At 58.4% G+C, this 21,707-nt stretch carries 21 protein-coding genes and 1 riboswitch; of the genes, 5 read left to right on the top strand and 16 right to left on the bottom strand.

All coding sequences use genetic code 11. The annotated features are described in order from the left end of the window. The first annotated feature begins 257 nt into the window (after window positions 1–257). Together mfd and CLR77_RS12680 are read left to right on the top strand one after the other, a co-directional pair. Window positions 258–3,821, top strand: coding sequence for a transcription-repair coupling factor (gene mfd, locus CLR77_RS12685; protein WP_097461046.1), 3,564 nt, complete (start codon window positions 258–260; stop codon window positions 3,819–3,821). Window positions 3,822–3,847: 26 nt separating this feature from the next. Further along, complete coding sequence (locus CLR77_RS12680) at window positions 3,848–4,633, top strand: CsiV family protein (RefSeq protein WP_158227192.1); 786 nt, start codon at window positions 3,848–3,850, stop codon at window positions 4,631–4,633. Window positions 4,634–4,681: 48 nt separating this feature from the next. On the opposite strand, the gene CLR77_RS12675 is transcribed toward CLR77_RS12680, so the two are convergent. The 16 genes from CLR77_RS12675 to CLR77_RS12600 form a co-directional block, all read right to left on the bottom strand. Next, complete coding sequence (locus CLR77_RS12675) at window positions 4,682–5,431, bottom strand: S-methyl-5'-thioinosine phosphorylase (RefSeq protein WP_097461044.1); 750 nt, start codon at window positions 5,429–5,431, stop codon at window positions 4,682–4,684. Then, a complete protein-coding gene (locus CLR77_RS12670; protein WP_097461043.1) occupies window positions 5,428–6,618 on the bottom strand; it encodes a mechanosensitive ion channel family protein in 1,191 nt (396 codons plus the stop codon). Before CLR77_RS12670 ends, CLR77_RS12675 begins: the two co-directional genes overlap by 4 nt. Further along, window positions 6,619–7,689, bottom strand: coding sequence for a beta-N-acetylhexosaminidase (gene nagZ, locus CLR77_RS12665; protein ID WP_198962759.1), 1,071 nt, complete (start codon window positions 7,687–7,689; stop codon window positions 6,619–6,621). It lies immediately after the preceding gene. Between the two features lie 73 nt (window positions 7,690–7,762). Beyond that, window positions 7,763–8,260 (bottom strand): L,D-transpeptidase, encoded by a 498-nt coding sequence (locus CLR77_RS12660; protein ID WP_097461041.1) that lies wholly within the window; start codon window positions 8,258–8,260, stop codon window positions 7,763–7,765. Window positions 8,261–8,339: 79 nt separating this feature from the next. After that, window positions 8,340–8,999, bottom strand: a complete 660-nt coding sequence (locus tag CLR77_RS12655) for a TetR/AcrR family transcriptional regulator (protein WP_097461040.1) — start codon at window positions 8,997–8,999, stop codon at window positions 8,340–8,342. Between the two features lie 172 nt (window positions 9,000–9,171). Beyond that, the gene (locus CLR77_RS12650) at window positions 9,172–10,383 is read right to left on the bottom strand and encodes an ammonium transporter (protein WP_227519936.1); all 1,212 of its coding nucleotides are present in this window, start codon (window positions 10,381–10,383) and stop codon (window positions 9,172–9,174) included. A gap of 246 nt (window positions 10,384–10,629) precedes the next feature. Then, entirely contained in the window at window positions 10,630–11,157 is a 528-nt protein-coding gene (locus tag CLR77_RS12645; RefSeq protein ID WP_097461039.1) for a macro domain-containing protein, read from the bottom strand. Window positions 11,158–11,242: 85 nt separating this feature from the next. Beyond that, window positions 11,243–12,211, bottom strand: a complete 969-nt coding sequence (locus CLR77_RS12640; protein WP_097461038.1) for a hypothetical protein — start codon at window positions 12,209–12,211, stop codon at window positions 11,243–11,245. Between the two features lie 213 nt (window positions 12,212–12,424). After that, entirely contained in the window at window positions 12,425–13,267 is an 843-nt protein-coding gene (locus tag CLR77_RS12635) for an ABC transporter ATP-binding protein (RefSeq protein ID WP_097461037.1), read from the bottom strand. A gap of 3 nt (window positions 13,268–13,270) precedes the next feature. Next, window positions 13,271–14,113: an ABC transporter permease gene (locus CLR77_RS12630; RefSeq protein WP_097461036.1), complete on the bottom strand. Its 843-nt coding sequence runs from the start codon at window positions 14,111–14,113 to the stop codon at window positions 13,271–13,273. A gap of 88 nt (window positions 14,114–14,201) precedes the next feature. After that, a complete protein-coding gene (locus tag CLR77_RS12625; protein WP_097461035.1) occupies window positions 14,202–14,975 on the bottom strand; it encodes a hypothetical protein in 774 nt (257 codons plus the stop codon). Beyond that, window positions 14,972–15,622 carry a cysteine hydrolase family protein gene (locus tag CLR77_RS12620; RefSeq protein WP_198962758.1) on the bottom strand — a complete coding sequence of 217 codons (651 nt, stop codon included), beginning with the start codon at window positions 15,620–15,622 and terminating at the stop codon, window positions 14,972–14,974. Before CLR77_RS12620 ends, CLR77_RS12625 begins: the two co-directional genes overlap by 4 nt. Window positions 15,623–15,624: 2 nt before the next feature. Next, the gene (locus CLR77_RS12615) at window positions 15,625–16,395 is read right to left on the bottom strand and encodes a creatininase (RefSeq protein ID WP_097461034.1); all 771 of its coding nucleotides are present in this window, start codon (window positions 16,393–16,395) and stop codon (window positions 15,625–15,627) included. A gap of 85 nt (window positions 16,396–16,480) precedes the next feature. Further along, window positions 16,481–17,266 (bottom strand): SDR family NAD(P)-dependent oxidoreductase, encoded by a 786-nt coding sequence (locus tag CLR77_RS12610; protein ID WP_097461033.1) that lies wholly within the window; start codon window positions 17,264–17,266, stop codon window positions 16,481–16,483. 3 nt (window positions 17,267–17,269) lie between these two features. Further along, complete coding sequence (locus CLR77_RS12605; protein ID WP_097461032.1) at window positions 17,270–18,292, bottom strand: fatty acid desaturase family protein; 1,023 nt, start codon at window positions 18,290–18,292, stop codon at window positions 17,270–17,272. A 48-nt stretch (window positions 18,293–18,340) separates the two neighbouring features. Beyond that, entirely contained in the window at window positions 18,341–19,348 is a 1,008-nt protein-coding gene (locus CLR77_RS12600; protein ID WP_097461031.1) for an ABC transporter substrate-binding protein, read from the bottom strand. A gap of 52 nt (window positions 19,349–19,400) precedes the next feature. Then, window positions 19,401–19,505: riboswitch (guanidine-I (ykkC/yxkD leader) on the bottom strand. Between the two features lie 376 nt (window positions 19,506–19,881). On the opposite strand from CLR77_RS12600, the gene CLR77_RS12595 reads away from it, so the two are divergent. The 3 genes from CLR77_RS12595 (at window position 19,882) to CLR77_RS12585 (ending at window position 21,544) form a co-directional block, all read left to right on the top strand. Further along, window positions 19,882–20,301 (top strand): CBS domain-containing protein, encoded by a 420-nt coding sequence (locus CLR77_RS12595; RefSeq protein ID WP_097461030.1) that lies wholly within the window; start codon window positions 19,882–19,884, stop codon window positions 20,299–20,301. A 104-nt stretch (window positions 20,302–20,405) separates the two neighbouring features. Beyond that, window positions 20,406–21,017, top strand: a complete 612-nt coding sequence (locus tag CLR77_RS12590; RefSeq protein ID WP_097461029.1) for a riboflavin synthase subunit alpha — start codon at window positions 20,406–20,408, stop codon at window positions 21,015–21,017. A gap of 95 nt (window positions 21,018–21,112) precedes the next feature. Further along, on the top strand, window positions 21,113–21,544 hold the full coding sequence (locus tag CLR77_RS12585; protein WP_097461028.1) for a hypothetical protein: 432 nt from the start codon (window positions 21,113–21,115) through the stop codon (window positions 21,542–21,544). Window positions 21,545–21,707 lie beyond the last annotated feature (163 nt).

Here is a 21,707-nt window from a genome sequence, read left to right as displayed (position 1 = left end):
GTCAGACCTCTTGGTAGCACGAATAACGGGGCGCACATTATCCAATGTCATGCAATCGACCGCAAATCGAAACAAACCGAACCTTGATCCAGGCCCGGTTGAATATCTCTGTACGGAGCTCCGGTGGTGCTTTCCAGGGGGATTTTTTGGCCCGATGGCCCGCCATTTGCCATGACACCCCGTCCCCTGATCGCTAGAATGGCGCGATGCCAAGCATTCGCCCCCGTTCACCCCGTGCCGAGATACGCCCGAACACCATGACTGCCTCGCTTTCCCCGTTGTCGCTGCTGAACGCAAAAATCCCGCAACAAGGCGGAGATCACCGCTATTGGACCGGATTGCGAGGGAGCGCCAAGGCCTTGGCGATCTGCGAAGCGGCCCGCCAGCATCCCGGTCTGACCCTGGTCGTGACATCCACCACCGAGCAGGCACTGCAACTGGAACAGGCGATCGAGTTCTTCCTCGGGCAAGCGCCCCATGGCACAGAGGAACACCCGGACACGCCGGAGAATATCTCGGACGGGAATCGCGGCATTGCCGCAGGCCAAGAGCTCGAGGTGCTCTCGCTGCCGGATTGGGAGACGCTCCCTTACGACATGTTCTCGCCACATCAGGACATCGTTTCCCAGCGCATCCGATCATTGCACCGTCTTCCGCGCGTGCAGCAAGGCATCCTGGTGGTGCCGGCACGAACGCTGATGTACCGGCTCCCCCCCATGGCCTACCTGGAAGGCAACAGCCTCGTCCTGGCCGTCGGTCAATCCTTCGATATCGATCGGTGGCGCCAGCGCCTCGAAGCCGCGGGTTACCGGCACGTCGACAACGTTTACGAGCACGGCGAATACGCCATTCGGGGGGCTATCCTCGACATCTACCCTATGGGAGCCGCGGCGCCCTATCGGATCGACCTCTTCGATGACGAGATCGAATCACTGCGGACCTTCGACCCTGAAACCCAGCGATCCATTGAGCGGTGCGAACGCATCGAATTGTTGCCCGCCCACGAATATCCCTGGGACAAAGAAGCGAGAACCCGTTTCCGCAACCAGTGGCTGGATGCCTTTCCCAAGGCGGCGAGGGAGGCCCCGATCTACGAAGATGTTGTTTCCGGCATCAAACCGCCCGGCATCGAGTACTACTTGCCCCTGTTCTTCGAGGAAACCTCGACACTGTTCGACTATCTTCCCGATGAAACCCTCATTGTCACGCCGGAAGACCTCGAAAACGCCATCGACCATTTCCAAAACGATATTGAAGCCCGTTACGAAGATCGCCGTTACGACCGTTTCCGCCCTATTCTCGCGCCAGACAGGCTATTCCTTCGAAAAGAAACCATTTTTGAGCGCCTCAAACCGCGGCCCCGGATTTCGCTGTACACCGACCCTCGCGAGGCGGGCGTCCGCGAGTTCAACGCTCAGACCGAAGCCGTTCCCGATATCGCCATAGACGGTCGCGCCACTGCACCCGTCGCCCGACTTCGCGCCTTCCTGACCCAGTTCGACGGGCGGGTATTGATCTGTGCCGAATCTGCCGGTCGCCGGGAAGCCCTGGACGACCTGCTGCGCCAACATGACCTGACAGTCGAAGCCGCCACCTCCTGGCCGGCATTCATCGACAGCCGCAGCCCACTGATGTTGACGACGGCCCTGCTCGAGCAGGGTATGGTTCTCCCGGATCGAAAACTTGCCCTGATCACCGAAGCGCAGCTGTTCGGGCAGCGCGTCATGCAGCGCCGTCGCCGCGCCCGCGCCACAGAGAGCGCCGACGTTGCTATTCGCGATCTCTCCGAATTGCGCATGGACGCTCCAGTGGTACACATCGACCACGGTGTCGGGCGATACAAAGGTCTTCAGGTCATCGACGCCGGCGGCCAGCCCAACGAATTTCTTACCCTGGAGTATGCAGGCGGCGCCAAGCTTTACGTTCCGGTCTCCAGTCTGCACCTGATTTCACGGTACAGCGGCAGTGACGATGATCATGCGCCACTGCACAAGCTGGGTAACGAACGCTGGTCCCAGGCCAAACAGAAAGCACTGGAAAAAATCCGCGACACCGCGGCCGAGCTTCTCGACATCTATGCACGCCGCGAGGCCCGCAAAGGATTTCAGTTCCAGGCCCCAGATGAAGCCTACGAGGCGTTCTGTGCAGGCTTCCCCTTCGAGGAAACTCCCGACCAGCTGGCCGCCATCGAAGCGGTAATCCGCGACATGACCAGCGAACGTCCCATGGATCGCCTGATCTGTGGCGACGTCGGCTTCGGCAAGACGGAAGTCGCCATGCGCGCGGCCTTCCTCGCCACTTTTTCCGGCAAGCAGGTGGCCGTATTGGTACCGACCACCCTACTCGCCCAGCAACACTACGAGTCCTTTCGCGATCGCTTCGCCGAAACACCGGTCCAGGTCGAGCTTCTCAGCCGATTCCGCTCCAGCAAGCAGGTCGATACCACGCTGGAGCATGTTGCTGCCGGCTCAGCGGATATCATCATCGGCACGCACAAGCTGCTGCAGGGTGACGTCAAATTCCGTAATCTCGGACTCGTTATCATCGACGAGGAGCACCGCTTCGGCGTCGGCCAGAAAGAACGCCTCAAGTCCCTTCGCGCCGAAGTGGATATCCTGACGTTAACGGCGACGCCGATTCCGAGAACCCTGAATATGGCGATGGGCCAGCTGCGCGACCTATCCATCATCGCCACGCCACCGGCTCGACGGCTGTCGGTCAGGACCTTTGTGCGTCAACGTGAAGAGGCCCTTATCAAGGAGGCCTTGCTGCGCGAAATCCTGCGGGGCGGCCAAGTGTATTTTCTGCACAATGAAGTCAGCACCATCAACCGTACCGCCGAGGTGCTGCGGGATCTGGTGCCGGAGGCGCGGGTCGGCGTTGCCCACGGGCAAATGCGCGAGCGAGAACTCGAACAGATCATGTCCGACTTCTATCACAAACGGTTCAATGTGCTGGTGTGTACCACCATTATCGAAACCGGTATCGATATCCCCAGCGCCAACACCATTGTCATCGAAAGGGCCGACAAGTTCGGCCTGGCGCAGTTGCATCAGCTCCGAGGTCGCGTTGGACGCTCGCACCACCAGGCCTATGCCTACCTGCTGACACCGCCGCCGAAAACCCTGACACCTGACGCCCAGAAGCGCCTTGACGCCATTGCCGCCGCCCAGGATCTCGGTGCTGGCTTCATGCTCGCCACCCATGACCTCGAAATCCGCGGGGCTGGTGAACTGCTTGGCGAAGAGCAAAGCGGTCAGATCGAAACCATTGGCTTTACGCTGTACATGGATATGCTAAAAGAAGCGGTCAAGGCCATCCGTGAGGGCCGAACGCCCAACGCTGATATGCCGTTGCAGCACGGCACCGAGGTCAACCTGCATATCCCGGCGCTGATTCCGGAAGACTACCTGCCCGATGTCCACAACCGGCTGATCCTGTACAAGCGTATTGCCGGCGCCGCCGACCAGGAAGCCCTGGACGAGCTTCAAGTGGAAATGATCGATCGTTTCGGATTGCTGCCCAACGCCACCAAGAACCTGCTGCGCCAGACGCAACTCCGTCTCGACGCAGAAGCGCTGGGCATTACGAAGATCGAAGCCGGGCCGGAATGGGCCAAGCTGGAATTTTCAGCAAGGACTCAGGTGGATCCCTTGACCCTGGTAAAACTGGTGCAAGGTGCACCGCTGCAGTATCGCCTGGAAAACGGTAATCTGTTCCGTTTCCGGCTGAAGCGTCATGACGCGGATGGTAAACTCCTGGAGCTGCGAGAGATGTTGGAACGCCTTCAGCCCCAGTCCAAAACCCGGCAATCCCATTGAACCTGACATTCCGGAGAACGAGCCCCGTGCGAAGTCTGCCAGTCCATCTGCCGAACCGTCCTGTCCTTACCTGGCTTCTATTGCTGGTTCTGGCGCTCTCCAGCGGCCTTTTCAGTCTATCGGCCCATGCCGCGGGTTCCGACCGCTACCGGGCAGAAATACTCCTGTTCGAGCGCCTCGTCGACCCCAATGCCCTCACCGAGCAAATGGCTGACAAGCCGGTACCGACGCTACCGACAACAGATGCAAAGAATCTCTGGATAGAAGGACCGGACGGTCAGGTGCAGACGGATTTACAGCTTGTCGATGCCAAGGACCTGTATCTGCAGAAGGCGGCCGAACGTCTGACGCGTAGCGGCAACTACAAGGTACTGATGCTCACCGGATGGGACGATGCCTTTCCGCCAGGCTATCAAAGCCCACCACTACTGATCCGCATTGGCGAGCAGGCCGATGGACATAGCGCCACCGAAGGTTATATCCAGATCTCCCGCCAGCGCTACCTGCATGTCACGGCAAATCTGACGTCCCTGAAATTCATCGAACCCTCGCTCGCGCCGCCGTTGCCGGACTCGCTGACATCCGGCATGCAGAGCGATAGCGCCAGCGTCCCTGTTGTCGCCCCTTTGACCGATCAAAGTGCCGATCAGAGGGTCCCCCAGGTCATCACATGGCTACGGGAAAACCGCCGCATGCGCAGTCAGGAATTGCATTACCTCGACTCGCCAACGCTTGGCCTGCTGATCTACTTCGAGCCGCTGAAGGATGACGCCAGCAGCGACACGCCCCAGCAGCAACCTGCCCAACAATAAAACCGGCGTTAACTCCGGCTCGGCACCAGGCCGAGCCGTGGGATGGATTCAGCCGTCGGTCAGCATGCCCCGCAGAATACGCTTGACGTATCCCATGCCCTCGTCGATTGCGGCTTCGATTTCTTCCATAGTGATGATGTGGTCCGACTTACCGGCAGCCCAATTCACGACCAGAGCCAGACAGGCATAGCCGAGCTTCAGCTCTGCCGCTAACGCAGCCTCCGGCATTCCGGTCATACCCACCAGATCACAACCGTCACGCTCCATACGCACGATTTCCGCCGCAGTTTCCAGACGGGGCCCCTGGGTGGCGCCGTAAACGCCGAAATCGACGCAGGCCACCCCTTCACGCCCGGCGGTCTGCAACAGACGCTGACGCAGGGTCTCCGTATACGGATGGGTAAAATCTATATGGGTCGTCGAATCGATCTTGCCTTCGAAGTAGGTATGGTCACGCCCCCAGGTGTAATCGATTACCTGATGCGGCACCACAACCCGTGCCGGCCCCATCTGCGGATGAATACCGCCCACGGCGTTGACGGCAATCACCCGCCGCACCCCGGCATCCTGTAAGGCCCACAGGTTAGCCCGGTAATTCACCTCATGGGGCGGAATCCGGTGAGGATTCCCATGGCGAGCGAGAAACACCACCGGCGTGTCGCCCAGACGACCGAACTGCAGAGGCGCAGATGGCGCCCCCCAGGGTGTCTCACAATGACGCTCTTCCTCGATAACCAATCCATCCAGCTGGGTCAGGCCGGTACCGCCGATAATGGCCAACAAGGCTTCCTGTGTCATAGCTGATCCTCACGATCGCGCTGGCGGATCGGACTCGCCGTGTCTTCGCCAGCATGTTGGGGCTGTTGTTTGTCCTGCACGGGCGTCTCTTTGTCGGCAGACGAAGATTCGACCATGTGCAGCGTACGGGTCGGGAACGCAATCTGCGCGCCGTAACTGTCGATAATCTCCACAGTCTTCAGCAACACTTCCTGCTTGATCTCATGGAAACGGACCCAATTCGTGGTCTTGGTGAAAGCGTAGATAAAGAAGTCCACCGATGACGCATTGAATGTATTGAAATTGACCATCAACGTCTGAGCGGTATCGATCTCCGGATGGTCCTCGAGCATGCTCTTGACGTCGCTGACGACCTGCCCCATGCAGTGCACATCGTCATAACGCAGCCCGATGGTTTCGTATATCCGCCGGTTGCTCATTCGCGACGGATTCTCCACCGAGATGCTCGTGAAGGTGGAGTTAGGCACAAACAGCGGCCGCTGATCGAAAGTGCGGATTCGGGTCAGGCGCCAGCCGATATGCTCGACGGTACCTTCGATATTCTTATCCGGCGAGCGGATCCATTCCCCTACCTTGAAAGGGCGATCCATATAGACCATCAAACCACCAAAAAAATTGGCAAGCAGATCCTTGGCCGCAAAGCCCACGGCAATGCCACCGACACCGCCAAACGCGAGAACACCCGAAATGCTGTATCCCAGGGACTGCATGATCACCAACACCGCGGTAATGATTACCGCGGCGCGGGTCAGCTTACCCAGCGCCGAGACCGTCGTCAGGTCCATCGGTCGTTTGACCTTCTGCGGCGAAACCAGAATTTTTTCCGCTTCTCGAATGAAACGGACGACAGACCAGCAGATCAGCCAGATCACACCGACACGAAAGACGACATCATTGGCCTTAAAGATCTCCGCCTTGGAAAAGCGGTAAGCGATTTCCGCCGCGGAGTAGAGCCCAACCAGCCAGATGGCCAACACCACTGGCTTACGTAAAGCGTGTAGAAGGGCATCGTCCCACAGGTTCCTGCTGTGACTCGCCCGTTTTTCCAGAAACAGCACGATCCGGCTCGCGATAAACGCCGTCAGGGCGGTGGTCAGCACAACACCAAAAATCAACAGCGTCGCCCGGGCTTCCACTTCCATGATGCCCATCGACGTTAACAGCTTGTCGAGGTATCCCTGCTTCATTTATTCGCCTCCCTCACCTTTTCTGAGTGGATTCATGTGGGCACTTGCCAGATCGCCGATACGCCGAATGGCATCCTGGGCATGACGCCAACGATCAGAAGCCTGCAGCGCCTGCAGCCCCAGAACTTTCGTCGGCTCGCCCCGCAGGGTTGCAAGGCGGGAGCTCGGCCGATGCGCAGAAGCGTGCAGCCAACGTACAACCTCGCGGGCACCCTCCGGGGCATTGCAAACCAGGATCATATCGCACCCGGCAGAGAGCGCGGCTTCGGCCCGCGCCTCAAAACCGCCCACCACACCGGCACCGGCCATACTCAGATCATCGCTAAAGATAACGCCGTCGAACCCCATGTCCTCCCGCAAAATCGTCTGCAACCAAAGCCTCGAAAAACCGGCCGGCCGGTCATCGACTTTCGAATAGATCACATGTGCCGGCATCACGGCATCGAGACCTGCGGAAATCAGCGTCTGGAATGGCTGGATATCCCGCCGAATCTCTGAAAGCGGCCGTTCATCGATCGGTACCGCCACATGGGAATCAGCAACGGCATAGCCATGCCCCGGAAAATGTTTCCCTGTAGCGGCCATGCCGGCAGAATGCATACCGGCCATCAGCGCCGTCGCAAGCTGACTGATGACTCGTGGATCAGCATGAAAACTGCGATCACCGATAACCGTTGAGGTGCCGTAATCCAGGTCCAGTATCGGCGCAAAACTCAGGTCAATATCAAAAGCCCGGAGTTCCGCAGCCATAACCCAGCCACACTCCGCAGCCAGGCTCAGGGCCTCGCCCGGCGCAGCATCAAAGCAACGCCCAAGTGCCGCCATCGGCGGCAGCCGGGAAAAGCCCTCGCGAAAACGCTGGACGCGCCCACCTTCGTGATCCACCGCCAGCACAATATCCTGACGCCGCTCCCTGACCTGGGCGACCAGCGCGGCCAGCTGTTCTGTCGACTGGAAATTACGGCTAAAGAAAATAACGCCGCCGACTTCCGGCGCGAGCAGCAGCTCTGCTTCCTCATCGGTAAGCGCAAGCCCCTGCAGGTCTAACATCAAGGAACCGGGAGTAGGCATGTCGCTCCTCAACCTGTCTCAAACGATAATGGTGTGGATCCGGCCAGTGCCGAACGCCGGGAGATCGAGCGGTTTACTCCCGGATCACAACAGACGTTCCGGGACGGACCAGATCAAAGAGTTCGACGACATCACGGTTACGCATTCGGACGCATCCGTGCGAAAGAGCGACGCCCATAGGCTGGTCGTCCGGCGTGCCGTGAATGTAAATGAAACGCCGCTGCGAGTCGACCTGTCCGAGGCGGTTGATACCCGGCTCCCGGCCACACAACCAGAGGATACGACTCAATATCCAGTCACGCTCGGGATATCGTTGTGCCAGAGCCGCTGAATAACGTTCTCCCGTCGGCCGTCTACCGACAAAGACTGTGCCCTCGGGTTGGCCCGCGCCGATACAGGCGCGGATATAATGCCGACCACGAGGCGTACAGCCAGAGCCCATCTGTTCTCCCGGGCCATTTCTCGCCGTAGACACCGAATACGAGCGCACGGGGACACCGTCCTGTTGAACGGTCAGGCACTGTTGTGAAATATCGATCAACACAGTCAGATCGGATGCCGAAGGTGGCATGGACGCCTCAGGATAAGCTGCTATCCGGCCAAGGGTAGACCGGAGTCCCCCCACTACGCAACGCGCGGTTATACGGCGGTCAGGCTGACTGGGACAGGGGGCTGTTGGGACGGGCCTGCATTCCTGCGGCAAGGAAGGGTACCAGCCGGGAGACAATCTCCTCCACCCGGGTCTCGACACCCAGCTTATTCTGGAGGATGTCACTCAGGGCCTGGCTGCTCGACATGGTGAAGGCGGTAGCACCCAGCATAAACTGAATCCGCCAATAGCGGTCCACGGCACTCAATTGAGGCGTGGCTTCTTTCAGCAGGCGCATAAAGCGCGAGAAGGTCGCGCTATATTCGTTCTCGAGGAAATGACGCAGGTGGCTCTGGGATTGGGTGTATGCCAGACCTAACAGGCGCATGAATATCGAAATGCCATAGGCATTGCGATGAGGCATTCGAATCGCGCTTTCCATCAAGGCGCTGAGCAACGCTTCCAGAGTCGGCGCCTGCCCACCCAGCGTTGTCTCCAGATTGTCGAAGGAATGCTCCAGCGTTTCGCAGTAAGGCGTCAGGAAGCGCGCGAACACCGCATGGATCAACGCATTCTTGGACCCGAAGTGGTAGTTCACTGCGGCAAGATTGACCTTCGCCTTGCTGGTAATCATCCGCAACGACGTCTCGGAGAATCCCCGCTCTGCGAACAACTCTTCAGCCGCATCAAGAATGCGGTCCACCGTATCTGACTGCGCCATTGCTACCCGCTGACTGGTCGGAACAAACATTTGTTTAAAACATACGTTTGATACGTGACAATGTCAAGAAAGGGTCGCATAGACAACAAAGCCCGCCCTTACAGACACACCGCGAAAGTACCTGGGCGCGGAGTCTAGCCTGTAAAGGCGGGCTTGTTAGTCCGACATCCGTCTAATCCAGAGCGTTTGCCCCAATATGGTGAATGCTGAGGTCCGCCCCTTCAAACTCCTCCTCGGCGCTCAGCCGCAAGCCAAAAATGCGCTTGATGGCGCCATAGACCAGAAAGCCGCCGACCGTGGCGATAACGACGCCGGTCAGCGTACCCAACAACTGGGACATGAAGCTGATCCCACCCAGCCCGCCAAGAGCTTTCTGGCCGAAAATACCGGCGGCGATACCGCCCCAGACACCGCACATACCGTGCAATGGCCAAACACCCAGCACGTCGTCCAATTTCGGCATCCGGTTTTGCGCCCACTCAAAGAGGTACACAAAAAGGGCACCCGCAATTCCGCCCGTGATCAAGGCGCCAATGGGATGCATTAGATCCGACCCGGCGCAAACCGCCACCAGGCCCGCCAGTGGCCCATTGTGAATAAAGCCGGGATCCCTGCGGCCGACCAACATCGCCACAACGATACCGCCTACCATCGCCATAAGACTATTAACGGCGACCAAGCCACTGATACTGTCCAGGGTCTGTGCCGACATTACGTTAAAGCCAAACCAGCCTACGGTCAGAATCCATGAACCTAGCGCCAAAAACGGGATATTGGACGGCGCAAAGGCCACCACCTTTCCACCTCTGTAACGTCCATTGCGAGGCCCCAGCAGCAGAATGGCCCCCAAGGCCACCCAGCCACCTACTGCGTGTACGACCACGGAGCCTGCAAAATCATGGAACTGCGCACCGAATTTGTGCTGCAACCAGTCCTGCAAACCGTAATTGCCATGCCAGGCCATCCCTTCAAAAAATGGATAGATAAAGGCTACGGTCAACGTCGAGGCCAAGAGAATGGGATAGAAGCGCGCCCGCTCGGCAATACCACCGGAAACGATAGCCGGGACCGCTGCCGCAAACGTCAGCAGGAAGAAAAACTTGACCAGGTCATAGCCATTTGAGGCCGTCAGTTGCGTTGCGCTGACAAAAAAGCTGGTGCCGTAGGCGATGTGATAGCCAATGAAAAAGTAGGCTAATGTGGATACCCCGAAATCGGTCATGATCTTGACCAGGGCATTAACCTGATTCTTGTGCCGAACGGTTCCCACCTCCAAAAAGGCGAATCCCGCATGCATCGCAAGCACCATGATGGCACCGAGTAGGATGAAAAGCGTGTTGGCGCTTTGCATCAGGCTCTGGACTGCGCTGTTGACTTCCACGATTGTGTCACTCTCCGCTTCGTTGCTGTTATATGGCGCGGCATGCCTTTCCTTCACCTCATCCCGCCCATGATTGGTGCAAAAGAACGGGTCGGCATGCACCGTAACGACGCGCTACATTCAAAAAGCGTTCCACAATGGAACACGGTCGGGATTTATAGGCACTGGAAGGGATTCGAAACAGTATCGAAGATGAATAACGACGTCAAAAACGCACCATTATTAAGCACAGAATGATATTGCGCACCATCATGAAGCGCTTGTTAAGAGAGAAAGGTATCGGCGGTAACAGGATTCCAATGCATCATCCATGACACAGAAGGTCACTTCGCGGAGGTGCTTCGCGGACGCCGTCGCAGCAGTCACTGCGCGGATCGCGACAGGCACGGCCAGTTCGTGAGGGTAGCCAAAGATGCCACAACTGATGGCGGGAAAAGCAATAGTGGCGAGACCGCGATCTTCGGCTAGCGCTATGGCGCGCTGATAACAGCTGGCAAGCCGCTCAGGCTCTCTATGAGCACCATCATGCCAAACCGGGCCTACAGCGTGAATCACATACCGGCACGGCAAATCGAAAGCATCGGTCATCACCGCATTGCCGGTTTCGCAATATCCTATGTCCCGACAGGCGGCCGCCAGCCCCGGCCCTGCGGCGCGATGAATCGCCCCGCAAACGCCACCGCCGGGCACAAGGTGCTCATTGGCAGCATTGACAATAGCGTCGACAGAGAGCTTGGTGATATCCCCACGTAATACGTTGAGCGCAATCCGAGTCATCTCACACCTCCCTGAGCGCAGGCGGGTTCGGCCGTTGGCAAGGAGCAGGAACCGGCGCCACCAGCCGCCAAGGTCCTGAGAAAAATCAAGACGCCTCGCCTGCAATCCCGCTTTCCCCGGATGACGGCGAGGATTCATCCTTATTGCGAACCACCGTATCACTCGCCCCCTCTATATTCGAGGTACGGGGTTGCTCCATCTCACGTCCGACCGGTCGTCGCGTCGGCGTCTCGATCCAGCCCTCTTCCAAGGCACGGTCTCTCCCGTGGAGATAAGCCTCCTGCAAGCGCGTATAGCCTTTTTCGGCTTCAAGTAGAAATATCAGGTATAGCCTCATATGACCGCGGGTTTTCAGGGAACCGGCCAGGGCACCGCTTTCCGACAAGCGTAACAGGCCGGCGAAACGGGAGTGCCGCAGAACCGGATTGAATTCCGATAGCTGCGCACACTGCCAAGCCAGTCCCTCAACACCTTCGAGGTGCCGCACATGTTCCCGTGCACGGCGCAATATCCGATAGCGTTCGAGCAATAATTCCGCATAGGACAGGCGTTCACTAAAGACATGACGAACCGGAGGCAGTGCCAGCAAACACAGCAAAGCAAAGGCACCAAATCCCGTTCCTGCCAGCCAGGCCGGCACCAGGTCGGTCATGCCCAGAAGAAACAGGCCAGCGCATACCGAAGCGGCCATCAGCCAGTAGTCGCGGCGGCGACGGGCTTGCAGCAACGCGAAGTTATCGGGCCAATCCGGCATCGATAACACGTCGAACTCGATCATCAGTACACGTTCGCAGCTGCGCAACAATTGACGGCGACGGTGCTGCTGGGACATGAAAAGCAGTTTTTCTTGCTCGCGATCATCCCGCTCGGTCGGCCCATCGGAAACCTCGGCAGCGATATCGTTGCCGGAAAAGTGCAATTGATCGCTCGCTGGGGTCTCAGGGCTGTCTTCATGTTCCGGCGAAGACCCCTGGCGCAAGACAGGAGTGGCTTCCGGCTTGACCTGCCGGAGATCGCCGGGTACCCGCACACTCGGATGGTTGGGATCAGCCATGTACCTGTCACATTTGATGAACGTTTGGCATCCACCGGCCTGTCGCCGACAGTGCTCTTATAAACTATAGCGTTCACGGGCAGGAAACCTTGAGGCGACAAACCTGCCTAATGGTCAGGAAATGGCATTACAGGTCTGGGCGCACGGCCTGGCAGAAAGCCTGCCCGATACGCCCATCTTCACAGGAGAGCATGTGCTAGTCGAGTGTCATTCTCACTTATCTGCCCCCTGGGTCAGCCGTGAGAGCTGATCGAGATCGGTCTGCACGCCAGAGGTTTCGCGAATACGTGACAGTATTTCCCGTTTGAGCTCGATAAAGGCCGGCTCCAACTTCATGTCCTGATTTCGCTCCGCCGGTAACGGCACATCATAGATATTTTCTATCCGCCCCGGTCTGGGTGCCATCAACACAATACGACTCCCCAGGTAAATCGCCTCCTCGACGTCATGCGTTACGAATAGGATGGTGGTCTTTTCCAAGCGGTGCACATGCCGGATAAGGTCATGCATGACTTCCCGGGTCTGAGCATCCAGCGCCCCGAAAGGTTCGTCCATCAACAGAATATCCGGTCGCGGCATCAGCGCCCTGGCGATTGCGACGCGCTGCTGCATGCCCCCGGACAGTTGATTCGGATAGGCATCCGCAAACGCGTTAAGCCCCATCAGGTTCAATAGTGCGTCGGCCCGTCCGCTTGCCCGCTCTACATCGCCCTGGGTTTGAATACTGTCCATCGTCACCTTAAGGCTGCGGCTGAACTGAATATTTTTCATCACCGTCAGCCAGGGGTAGAGACTGTAATGCTGGAAAACCATCGCACGGTCCACACCGGGGCCGTCGATGGGCTGGTCACGCAACAGGATGTCGCCGCTGGTGTGGGTTTCCAGACCCGCGAGGATACGGAGCAAGGTGGATTTACCACACCCGGATGCGCCCACGAAGGTAATGAACTCGTTCGGCATGACCTCGAGATTGACCCCGCGCAGCGCCTCGATGGTCTGGGTTCGCGTGCCAAACTGCTTTCCAACCTGACGAATACTGATACAAGGCTTGTCCATGGATCACCTCTTCTGCCAGTGAAATGCGCGCCGCCCAATCCAGCGAAAGGCCTGGTCCGTCAGTAATCCGATCAGACCGATCAGCAGAATCCCGGCGAAAATCTTATCCGTATGCATATAACGCTGGGCCCGCAGGATGGCGTAGCCCAAACCGGAGTTCGCGGCCACCAGCTCCGCCACCACCAGATAGGTCCAGGCCCAGCCCACAGTGATACGCAGCGTATCGAGCAATGCGGGGCGTGCCGAGGGCAGGATCACCAGCTTGATGATTTCACCCCGGGTGGCCCCCATCGTCTGGGCCGCCTCTATCTGCGCCATGGGCACTCGTCTCACGTCCTCAGTGACCATCAAGACCATCTGAAAGAAGGTTCCGATGAAAATGATCAGGATCTTCGAGCTCTCGTCGATTCCCACCCAGAGCATGACCAGGGGAATAAAGGCGACAGCCGGCATGTAGCGAATGAAATCTATCAGGGGTTCGAGCGTCGCCTGTACCGGCCTGTAGGTGCCCATGTAGAGCCCCATGGGCAAGGCAATCACGGCGGAAATCACGAAAGCGGCCATGACCCGATAGACACTGATGCCGATATCGTCCAACAGACCTTCGTTGTTCCACCAATGCCAGATCCGTTCGAGCACAGCGCCCGGTCCCGGCATAAAGATGGGATCGGCGAAGCCCAACGCAGTGTATAACCACCACGCCAGGAAAGGCGCACAGAGCCCGATAGCCCCGAGAATGACAACGGTCCGGGACGACAACTCCCCCCGAATCCTCCAGATCCTAGCCCGACGCCTGACCGGCTTATCGACGGCCTGGGTACCAGGCAACTGTAGCGGTGCGTTCATGCCAGGTTCTCCTCTTTCGGCAAAATCAGTAGTGGTTCCGTTAAGCTGTAATTCCACTCAGTTATCGTTCCGCAAGCGGGTCGTTCCGTCACATGGAAACCAGACTATCGGCTTGAGAGAAAACATCACTGGGCAGGGCGGATTTCAGCCACCCCCCCTTCGGCGGATAAACACCCAGCGTCTCCCACACCTCGCAGGGCCAGCGGCTCAAATCCGCGCATGGTTCGGGCGAAACCAGTGCTTGACCGGCGCGCCCCGGCAACGACGACAGATCGATACGCCATGGACGGCTCCCCTCCCGGATGCGCCCGAAGGACAACTCGAACGCCAGCAGTTTCTCGCTATGGGACGGATCGACGACGGATAAACGCGTTTCGAGGGACACACCCGGCGACAGTGGCTCTGGACGGTCTGCGGCAAACAGAAAATAGTCTCCGGCCAATAGCAGACACGCGTGACGCTCCGGTTTGTCGGCGGCCCGCAACCATTGCGCCTGGGTCTCACCACGGGAATCCGGCAGTCGCTGCCACACTTCCAGATAGCTGTCGTCCAGGGCGCGCTCGTGCACCTCTTCACTATTGATGAACTGCATACGGCCGATGTCCTGACCGCTATTGGGATGGAAATCGATCAGGCGGTGCCATTGACAGCGCTCGCCGCGAACCTGGGTGAGCCCGGCAAAACCAGCCAGTCGCGCCCTGCCGGCACCGTCCTGAGGCTCAGGATCCGGCACCCGGATATCGGCATGCAGCATTCTGGTCTGCATCCAGAAAACCCGTGTGGTTCGATCCTCCACTCCCTCAGATGTGCGCAACAGCGTGCGTTGCCAAACACCCAGGTAGGAAGCCGGCACTGTCATCATCCTCTGCCCTCCAGCTCGCTCAACACGGCATCGGCGGTGCTGACTTCACCGAAAATACCGCCCTCGACAGTAATCATGCGTAGTGCAGCATCATGAAGATCAGCATCGGACGAAGCACAGGCATCGCTGATGGTCAGGCAACGGAAACCGAGATCGATGGCATGACGCAAGGTCGAGCTGACACAGACCTCGGTGGTGACACCCGTTATCAGCAACTGCTCAATCCCCCGGGTGCGCAAAATGAGTTCCAGGTCCGTCGCGGGAAAGGCGCTATATCCCGGCTTGTCGATGACCGGCTCCCCCGCGGCGGGCTGTAATTCATCGATCAGGTCATGACCGTATTCACCGCGCACCAGCAGACGCCCCATAGGACCAGGGGACCCAATAGGTGCGCCGGCACGCTGCGCGCGCTCACGCTTCCATTCCGGCAGGTCGCTGAGGTCGGCACGATGCCCCTCCCGCGTATGAACAACCAGCATGCCCAGACGCCGGGCGCTGGCCAGCAAAGCCTGCTGAGCCGGAATAGGCGTCCTCAGCCGCTGAATATCGAGCCCACCCAGATCGGCATACCCACCGGGAGCACAGAAATCGCGCTGCATATCGATCAGTAGCAGCGCACAGTGTGAGGGAGGCGACACAAGGGACACGATCAGGACTCCAGGCCAAATTCAGTTGCCACCGCGGATGCAATGCCGCCGACGATATCGCTGGCCAGCCGCCGCCCCTTTTCCGCATCAGAACCCTTGGCGGAAGACAGCACCCCGGACGGGGGTACCCACTCCGTTCTGGAGGGGTAAATGTCGTAGGGCGGGAAGTCGGCTGGAGGGTCGTTCGGAATGCGCTCCAACGACACAAGGTTGGGGTGGTAATGCAGCATGAGCGACGTTTCGATGACGGCAGCGTGCTCCAGGGCGAACCCTGGGAATCCGTCCGGAAAGATATCCGTCAAGGTCGTCTCCTGACAGAAATCCCAGTGCTCCAGGCGCATCACACGCAGATCGCAGGAGGGCCCGAGTTCACGCAGCGCCAACTGGATTCCCTCTGCCACGAACCATTGGTTCTCGTAATGCCCCAACACAAGGACCAGCCGTTTAACGCCGTGACGGGCGAACTCGCGAACGGCATCCTGTACCAACGCCGTCAACGTGCCGCCATCGAGACTGGTAGTCCCGCAGAAATGCTGTCCGCCGCCACACTTGGGCTGGGACTTGTAGCCATAGGCCAACGCCGGCGCCACGATTCCGCCCAGTCGCCCGGCGACATCAGCGCTGATCGCCGTCGACAGCAAGGCGTCGGTTCCCAGCGGCAAATGGGGACCATGCTGTTCGGTCGCTCCGCATGGCAGGAATACCACAGTACCGTCGTTAACACGCTGCTGGTATTCCACCCAACTGATCTGATCCATGTAGACACTGGTCATGTAGGAGACTCCTCTTCGAAACCATGAAGGACCGCCCAGCCGTTCCGTACCGGCACTTCAGGCGGACAAGACGCTAAATCCCTCATCAATGCATCACCTCGCCGTGACTGACGGCGATAGCCTGTCCCGTAATTGCCGCGGCCGAGGGACTGCCCAAAAACAGGAAGGTGCCGGCCAGGTCCTCCGGACGCAGCAGTTCAGGAACCGCCTGCTGGGCCAGCACATGGGCCAGTTCGGCGCCCTCGGAACGGCCATTTTCTTCCGCCAGGGTCCGCAACGACGCCATCGCAGCATCCGTCCCTACCCAGCCGGGACAAACGGCATTGACGCGTACCCGTTTGGGCCCCAGCTCCCAAGCCAGGGAGCGGGTCACGCCAATCACCGCATGCTTGCTGGCGACATAGGCTGAAAATCCTGCCACCGCACTCAGCCCCCAAATCGATGACTGATTGATCACGCTGCTCCCCGCCTGAAGCAAAGGCAGCAAGGCCCTCGTCAGGCGCACCATGGAGACGACGTTGTTATCCAGCTGCTTCGCCCAGCCGGCATTTGCCTCCGGCCCCTCATCCGTAATGGGCGTCGGCTGTTCCATCCCCGCATTGTTCACGAGCACATCCAGCCGCTCCCAGCGCTCCCGCAACGAGGCGGCGTAACGGGCGACGTCGGTATCATCGGCCAGGTCGACGACGGTGCCCTTAACGTCCGCCACCCCAGCAAGCGACTCAACGACCGCTGCAAGCCCGGGACCATTGCGATCCAGCAATTCCAGGGAAGCCCCCTGTCGCGCAAAGGCCTCGGCCAATCCGCGCCCTATACCACTGGCTGCGCCAGTGATGACGACATGACGACCTTGATAATCCAGCGTCTGCATGCCTTACACCGCCGTCAGGAACGACACGCCAACGGCGCCGTAAAAGCGTTCAGCACGCGCTGGCCCATCACCGAACACGCCATAGTCGTCACTCACTACCCGGTGCAACCGATAATGGTGAAAGCTGGGCAGGAGTTCCTTCATCGGAACGACCTGGCTATAAGCTGAGCCATACAGCTCCTCATGCAACTTCGGCAGCCGGTACCAGGGCACAACAGGCTTTTCGTGGTGGGCGTTGTGGTAACTGAAGTTGAGTACCAGCAGGTTGAGGATGGGCCAACGCAGCGATACCACGTTGCTGAAGGTGTTCTTCTGTTCGTAGGCGCGATCCCGCACCTTGTCAGCAGGGATATCCCCTTCTTCAAGCACCGCGAAGGCGTCATAGGTATGCTGGTAGGCATCGGCGAAACGCAGGACGGTCAACATCAACATCCAGGCCACGCCGTATAGCACCAGAGCACTGAGCGAATACCAGCCCAACAGGGCAAAAGCGGCGCCACGAACCAACAGGATCGCAAGTACCTTGCCGCGTCGCGCACGCTGTTTTTCGGTACGCCCGATGAACGGCATGGCAATCACATAGAAATGCATGATCAGTTCCACGGCCGGAATGTAGGCCCACTCCAACACAAGAATCAGTTTGCGGACCCAAACCGGCAGGCCGTTGATAAAGGCCTTGCTGTCAAAGGTAATGACATCGGCGCGATCGACATGGTGGCGCATATGCTTGCGCCGCAAGCTCTGGAAGTCGGCATAGCAACTGCCGGTCATCCAGCTGAACACCTCTCCGGCTCGTGCATTGTTCGCGGGGGCGGCGAAGATGGTTCCGTGGGCAAATTCATGGATCAGGTACGCACCGATCACCATGGCATGCCCCAGGAGAAGCGTTCCGACGAGTTTCAGTCCCCAGAACGGCGCCAACAGCAGGCCAATGCCTAAGAGGTACCCGCCGAGGCTGTAGAACATGGCCAAGCTGTTCCATAACCGGCCATCCGCATAGCGAAACAAAGGCTTGGATTTGGACATGACAACTCCTGACAGCATGCGGGCGCACGAGGCGCCCACGCCGGGGATTTAGTGGTTCAGGGCTTTTACGAAGGAGCCATCGAAGGTTTTGGCGAAGTCTGGAACTGCCGGAATCTGCTGGTTCTTGACCAGGAGATTGGCAATAACGTCACCGCTGCCATAGAAGGAGGTTGTCGCCTTCGACTTCTCGAAGTTGCGGGACATCTCATTGAGCGGGATGTTGTAGACGCCCTTCATCTGCTCATCGACTTCAGCCGCCGAAACGCCAAGAACCTTGCCGATAATTTCGGCGGACTTCTTGGGATGCTTCTTCATGTAGTCCAGGCCGGCGAGGTAACCCTTGATAATCGCGGAAACCTCCTTGCCATGTGCCGAGATCATCTTCTGGTCGAAGACCAGCACATCGGTGATCAGGCCTGGTGCATCCTTGGACGAATACACCACATGGAACTTGCTGCCGTTACCCATGGCCAGGATCTGGGAGACGTTAGGTTCATAGGTGACGCCGATCGGCAGCGTGCCGGATGCCATGGCTCCGGGAATCGCTTCCGGCGTCATGTTGATGGCATCGATATCGTTTTCGGTCATGCCATGGGTCTGCAATGCATAGGCGAGCAGGAAGTCGGACGGCGACAGGGGGTTGAAGCCCACTTTCTTGCCCTTGAAGTCGGCAACAGATGTGATCGACTTGTCGGCGACAATGGCGTCGGCACCGTTGGAAAAGTCGATGGGCATCACCACCTTTTGCTTCAGACCCTTGGCGACGGAGCCGATCACCTGATCATAGGTCTGCATGCCGCCATCCACGGCGCCACTGGCGACGGCGGTGGGAATCAGCGCGGGATCATTGAAGAATTTCAGGTCGACCTTCACGCCGTATTTCTTATAGAGATCGAGTTTATCGGCCACATAGAATGGCCCATAGCCGATCCAGACGACGGTTCCAATTTTGAGGGAGTCGGCAGCTTGAGCCGCCAGCGGGAGAATCATTGTCGCCACAGAAAGGCAGGCGACGGCCAGAACTTTTCGGAGAGGACCAAGCAGCAACGCATTCATGGATTTTTACTCCTACAAGGTGGACACGGCACGGGACAACGTCGTCATGACGGTCTCCCGGGCTTTTGTCCCGCCGTGTAGCTTCCGCTCCTGGAAGCCGGAGAACTCTCGGACCAGTCATCTGCCGTGGCAGACCGGAACCCTAGTTCGCCTGAGTGTTCATCCTGTGTGCTCAGTCGCGAGTCGTGACGACTCGTCCCGTTTCAGGTTTTACCAATGCAGGGTTAGTGCCAATAGCGCAAATTTTCCAAATAACACATTACTAATCAAGGAATTAGCATTTACCTTTTGGTTGCTTCAGCCGTCCACCGGGAACCACAGACCCGCCCTAAAACGGAGCCCTCCAGCCCATTCCGGTGCATTATGGCCCAGCCAGCGACGCAGGTCCGGCCAGCAGGGCTCGCACCTGCTCGCATTTGGGACGATACTGAACAAGAGGACTCAACCACTGTCGTGCCACTGCCGGACAAGGCTGTCGTGTGCGGCCCATCGACGCACCCATCCGCTACCGGCTTATCACGGAGACCGCGCACATGCAGACACCCAAGATCCTCGTTCGCGACTACATGAAATCGGTGACGGTTTTCTTCAGCCCGACCAGCAATCTGGAACAGGTGGTGGGTCAGCTTACCCGGCACAATCTTATGGGTGCGCCCGTCCTTGACGAGCATTCCCGAATGCTGGGTTTCATTACCCAACGGGACTGCCTCGAACAGCTTCTCAACGACAGCTACTACTCCCAGGACCACCAGATCGCCGCCGATATCATGTCGAAGGAACCGGTTTCGGTATCGCCCGACATGGATATCATGCACCTTGCCGAAGACATGGTGGCGCACCACCCCAAGCTCTACCCGGTGTGTGAAGACGGACGCGTTGTAGGCATCATCACCCGTACCGAAGTCCTGAAGGCCCTGAGTGCGATTCGCATGACCTCGGAAAACCGTATCTAGGGAAGCCTCGACATTGGCAAGGCGCGACAACCCCGGTATGGTGTGCCCCGACCGTCGGTATCGACAGGGCCGCGGGATCCACACTGCACTTGAAGGTGATCTGCATGTTTACCGGTATCGTTCAGGGCACCGCCCTTATCGTTGACATCGAGTCCCGGCCGGGGCTCACTACACTGTCTATCGAATTCCCCGCTGAGGCCGTCAATGCCGTGGAAAGGGGTGCTTCGGTCTCCATCGACGGCACCTGCCTGACCGTTACCGGCCAGACCGGCAGTTGCCTGACGTTCGATGTCATGCAGGAAACACTAAGGATTACCAAGGCGGGGCATTATAAGATCGGCGACCGGGTCAATTTCGAACGGGCGGCGCGCATTGGCGACGAGATCGGCGGGCACCTGCTCTCCGGTCATGTGCACACGCAGGCGAAACTGGCCGATATCCGCACCAGCGAAAACAATCGCACCTTCTATTTCCAGGTTGCACCCGAGTGGCTTCGCTATATCTTTCCAAAGGGCTTTATTGCTATCGATGGCGCCAGCCTGACGGTAGGAGACGTTGACGACGAGGGGTTCAATGTCCACCTGATTCCGGAAACGTTGCGGGCCACCTGCTTGGGTGACCTGTCAGTCGGCGAGACCATCAACCTCGAAATCGACAGCCAGACACAGGTCATCGTCGAGACACTGGACCGGCTGGGCTACAAACCAGCGGGCTGATGTCGCTAGGCTGATTATTCTAATTTTTTTCCGTAGAGTCGGACTCAGTTGCGGGTTTAACCCGCCAATGACGAATCACCGTGCGAGTCCGAACCATGCTACAACTGAAATCGCAGCCCTCATTGCGCCAGGTCACCGACCTGCGAGACAAACTGGAAACACAGTTTCGTCCTCAGATTGATCGTGCCAGCAAGGAATTGCGGCGCATGCTGAAACAGCTTGGTGCCGATACCGAACAAACCCATTCGCTGTCAGAGCTGGTCAGCCAGTTGCGGGAACGCAACCCGTCATTGAAAGCGCTCCTGCTCAATCTCGACGCCGCCACCTACGATGCACGCAAGCAGCTCTCGTGGAACGCCCATATGCTGAGCGCTTATGCCTTGACCAAGGTGGAAGAAACCTACGAGCAGAACCTGAAACCCCGTTTGGTGGACTATCGCCGTCAGGCAGAAGACCGCGTAAAAGCCCTGACAGACAAGGCCGCTGAATACCGAGGCAAAGTCGCCCGCAACGCGGATTCAGACTGACCAGGTGTAGTTGACTAGGTGTAGTTGATCAGGTGCAGTCATTTAGTTGTAGCGCTGTACGCAGCGACTACCGATGAAGTAGTACCCCTGCAGTACCCTGAAGTAATGAGCTTCTCTTGGAGCTAACCTGCTTTAAGCCCTTCCTACGGAGGGCTTTTTTTTT

This window comes from Mangrovitalea sediminis (assembly GCF_002514725.1).
GTDB classification, from domain to species: domain Bacteria; phylum Pseudomonadota; class Gammaproteobacteria; order Pseudomonadales; family Oleiphilaceae; genus Mangrovitalea; species Mangrovitalea sediminis.
The sequence above is the reverse complement of the archived record's forward strand: the minus strand, read 5'-3'. Positions and strand labels throughout refer to the sequence as shown.